The sequence below is a fragment of the Robiginitalea sp. genome, from assembly GCF_049588695.1.
Classification (GTDB): domain Bacteria; phylum Bacteroidota; class Bacteroidia; order Flavobacteriales; family Flavobacteriaceae; genus Robiginitalea.
This window is the reverse complement of the sequence record NZ_JBAVZJ010000129.1, coordinates 1-3,485: the sequence shown is the minus strand read 5'-3', so window position 1 is coordinate 3,485 and position 3,485 is coordinate 1. Positions and strand designations below refer to the sequence as shown.

Genomic DNA, 3,485 nt, shown 5'->3' with positions numbered 1-3,485 from the left:
CCCGAACCATTAGCTATTCCCAAAAAAACTGTGCCTAATGAAAGTTCAGCATCGTCTCAAAAGCACCAATAGAAATATAAACATCATGCTCATCCTATTTCTCTTTATCCTTACGGGATCCTGGAACAAACGAAATTCTGAGGTACGTTCTGAAAGTACCTTTCAAATTTACCTCGGTCAAAAAAATGTGGGATATCTCAACATAATCCACACCCGTGGTTCTGAGAAATCGCGAATTCAGGTCCACAGCGAAGTACAAGCTCGGTTTATCTTCAAGTATACTGCCTTAGGTAGAGAAACCTACGAATACCGAAACGATACCCTGATGCATTCGGATGTGTTTCGCAAAGTAAATAACCGTATCAGCCTGCAACAGACCCTTGTCAAACACCCTGCGGGATATCGCTATTCTGACCAGGATTCCTATCGAATTCTCCCCATATCGGTCGTCAGGTTCAACATGACACGACTCTTTGTCCAGGAACCTTTCGATGAGGCGCAGATATTTTCAGACCGGTTTACACAATGGGTTCCGATAAAGCGTATCGGAAACCACCAGTATAAGGTAGAGCTGCCCAATGGGAGTGACAACATATTTACCTATAAAAACGGGAAGTGTACCTCTGTAGTCTCCAGGGGGAGTTTCTATACGGTACGCCTGGTCCCACAGACCTAATAATAGTCTGCAGACACCAAAAATGTTGAAATAACCTTAAAACCTGCCCTCATGGAAAAAGCAATATACCAACGGAACCCCAATCACAGAAAACTCTACAGGGATTTGCACGCCGAAGTACTCAAAGGCTTACGCAACCTGCCGGAAGGACCCAGGAAAGTGAAACGCCTTTTCGCATGGATAATGCCCCTGGTGTATATGGGCCTTTATATCCTGGCCTTATCTACGGGAGGTGATCCGGTACTTTACCCTTTACTGCTTTCAACTATGGGCATAGTATCGGTATTGATGTTTATAAATCTTTTTCACGATGCGGTCCACAACCATGTGTTCTCAAAAAAGCTTTACAATAAACTATACCTATTGCTATTTGATCTGCTGGGCGGTAACAGCTATATCTGGAAGAAAAGGCACCTCATGCTTCATCATAACTATCCGAATGTGGCCGGGTTTGATGCGGACATTGAACAATCCGGACCTATTAAGATTTTTCCTCACCAACCCGGTAAAAAAATTCACCGGTACCAGCACCTATTCGTTTTTCTGCTTTATCCGCTGTTCCTTTTTAACTGGATACTACTACGGGATTTCAAAGACTTCTTCTCCACCAACCGGGCCATCCGTCAATTTATCCATATCCCAGGGAAAGAATACCTCAAACTCATTGTTTTCAAAGGGATCTTCCTGAGCTATATTTTTTTAATTCCAGTACTCACCGGAATCCCTGTGCTCAGGGCCCTGGGAGGTATAGCGGGCCTGATGGTAACCGGCAGTATTGTCGCGATGCTCGCCCTGCTGACGCCCCACGCCAACTCCGCCAACCACTTCCCGAGGGTCAGTCCTGAAGGCGCAATTCCGGTAAGCTGGCTGGAGCACCAATTCAGATCTACAAATGACCTTTCAGTATGCAATTGGTTTTCAAAACATGTTATGGGGAATTTCAATTATCACCTGGCCCATCATCTCTTTCCCCAAATACACTCCGCTTATGCACCCGAGGTTACGGCTTGTATACGAGAATTCGCCAACCGAAATGGTTTTCAATATAAAGAATTCCCCCTGGGTGTTTGCCTGAAATTGCATTATAAGCTGATTTGCCAAAACGCACACATTCCAAATATTCTGGAAGAAGATATGTAACCCCAAAACCGCAACGAAAATGTTAGAATTTGAATTTGCTGACCTGCATTGTCATCCGACCCTGAAAACCTATGGAAGAAGTTTTGACAAAGGGCCTTTCCCTGGTTTACAGTCCGATATCTGGTATCAGAAAAAACCCTCATTATACACCCTGTTTCTCCAAAGACTGACAGGGGTTACACGTTTTTCACAGGCCGATTTCAGCAGTATGCTCAGCAGTAAGGTACGCTATGCCTTTGTATCCCTATATCCATTTGAGAAAGGTTTTTTCTTTACCCCATGGCTACCCGACCGTATTTCTGCAAGACTTGCGGCCTGGGTAACTTCAATTGGGTTTCAAAGAGTCTCATACCTGCAACGACACAAGAATTACTTTGAGGACCTGATGGGGGAACTCAGATTCCTTGAGGAAAGCCCGCGCAATTGTTATCTCAACGGCACCAAATACTCCTGGAGTTTTCTAAAACCCCGCCAGGATAATTCCTCCATAGAGAAGCGGCTCAACCACCTCTATGTAATACCCACAATTGAAGGTGCCCATATTCTGAATACCGGACTAGGAGCATATGGTCGAAAAGCATCGGATAGGGAAGTACTGGATAACATAAGGCAATTAAAAAAACTTGAGAATCCCCCATTCTTTATAACCCTCGCGCACAATTTTAACAATGACCTCTGTGGTCATGCCCCTAGTTTAAATGGTCTTGGGGGTATTCTGGATCAGTCAGAAAACATAGGCACGGGCTTTAGTGAACTCGGCTGGGAGGTCATAAGGTGTCTCTTGGACCCCGAACCGGGACGCCCCATTTACATAGACTTGAAGCATATGAGCCTTAAAGCCCGTAGGGAATTTTACGCCTGGCATGGTCGTACCGGGTGCAGGGCTCCATTTTTGGTTTCGCATGGGGCGTTTACCGGGGCCAGTTTAGACGAAAGAACGAATCATACTCCTTTGTTTGCCAGGGACGAAATCAATTTTTACGACGAAGAGCTCCTGCTCTTGGCGCAATCCGGAGGGGTTTTCGGATTGCAGTTGGATGCCAAAAGACTGGCGCCAAAAGCAGCCGTACGCAAATCTGTCTTTTCTGGAACATCCAGGGACCAACTTTACAAATCTGCGGGTATCTTCTGGAATCAGATACGACATGCAGCTGAGGTTTTAGATTCCCACGATCTTCCCGCCTGGGATACCCTCTGCATCGGCAGTGATTTCGACGGAACCATCGATCCGTTGGAGCGCATATGGTCGGTACGGGAATTCAACCTCCTGGCTAACGAGCTCATGAAATATGCTGAGGCCTATTTAAAGGCCGGAAAACTGAAACAAGAGAAAAACCGCACCCTATCTGCAGAACAGGTTGTTCGAAAATTGACTCTGGAAAATGCGGAACGTTTTGTGATTCAATTCTTGTAGGGATCCTGCAGGGGTGCCGGGCGAAGTCGGATAAGTGGATTTACACAGCTACTGATAGTTCCATATGCCGGGAGTCTCGCAGACCCCGGAGTCATGAGTCGTGTAGTCCATTCCCGAACATACTTCACTTAAAACCCGGGGTCCATAGGTCCACAGAAGACTTTTTCGTATTTTTTCACATCAAATACACTTGAAATGAAAAAACACCTCTTCCCCACCCTGGTTTTTATGTTATTCCTGTTCACTGGAATGGCC

3 protein-coding genes are annotated in these 3,485 nt (G+C 45.7%); all 3 read left to right on the top strand.

The features are described 5' to 3' along the window. Positions 1-37: 37 nt before the first annotated feature. From WBV75_RS02935 to WBV75_RS02925, 3 genes are read left to right on the top strand one after another with little or no spacing between them, the layout of a single operon-like run. Positions 38-676: a DUF6134 family protein gene (locus tag WBV75_RS02935; protein ID WP_424119164.1), complete on the top strand. Its 639-nt coding sequence runs from the start codon at positions 38-40 to the stop codon at positions 674-676. A gap of 51 nt (positions 677-727) precedes the next feature. Beyond that, positions 728-1,816, top strand: coding sequence for a fatty acid desaturase family protein (locus tag WBV75_RS02930; RefSeq protein WP_424119163.1), 1,089 nt, complete (start codon positions 728-730; stop codon positions 1,814-1,816). 19 nt (positions 1,817-1,835) lie between these two features. Beyond that, positions 1,836-3,230 carry a membrane dipeptidase gene (locus tag WBV75_RS02925; RefSeq protein ID WP_424119162.1) on the top strand — a complete coding sequence of 465 codons (1,395 nt, stop codon included), beginning with the start codon at positions 1,836-1,838 and terminating at the stop codon, positions 3,228-3,230. Positions 3,231-3,485: the final 255 nt, after the last annotated feature.

What these genes read in the sequence shown, in the direction of transcription:
- WBV75_RS02925 (WP_424119162.1), top strand. Translation starts at nt 1,836, where the DNA reads ATGTTAGAATTTGAATTTGCTGACCTGCATTGTCATCCGACCCTGAAA.
- WBV75_RS02930 (WP_424119163.1), top strand. Translation starts at nt 728, where the DNA reads ATGGAAAAAGCAATATACCAACGGAACCCCAATCACAGAAAACTCTAC.
- WBV75_RS02935 (WP_424119164.1), top strand. Translation starts at nt 38, where the DNA reads ATGAAAGTTCAGCATCGTCTCAAAAGCACCAATAGAAATATAAACATC.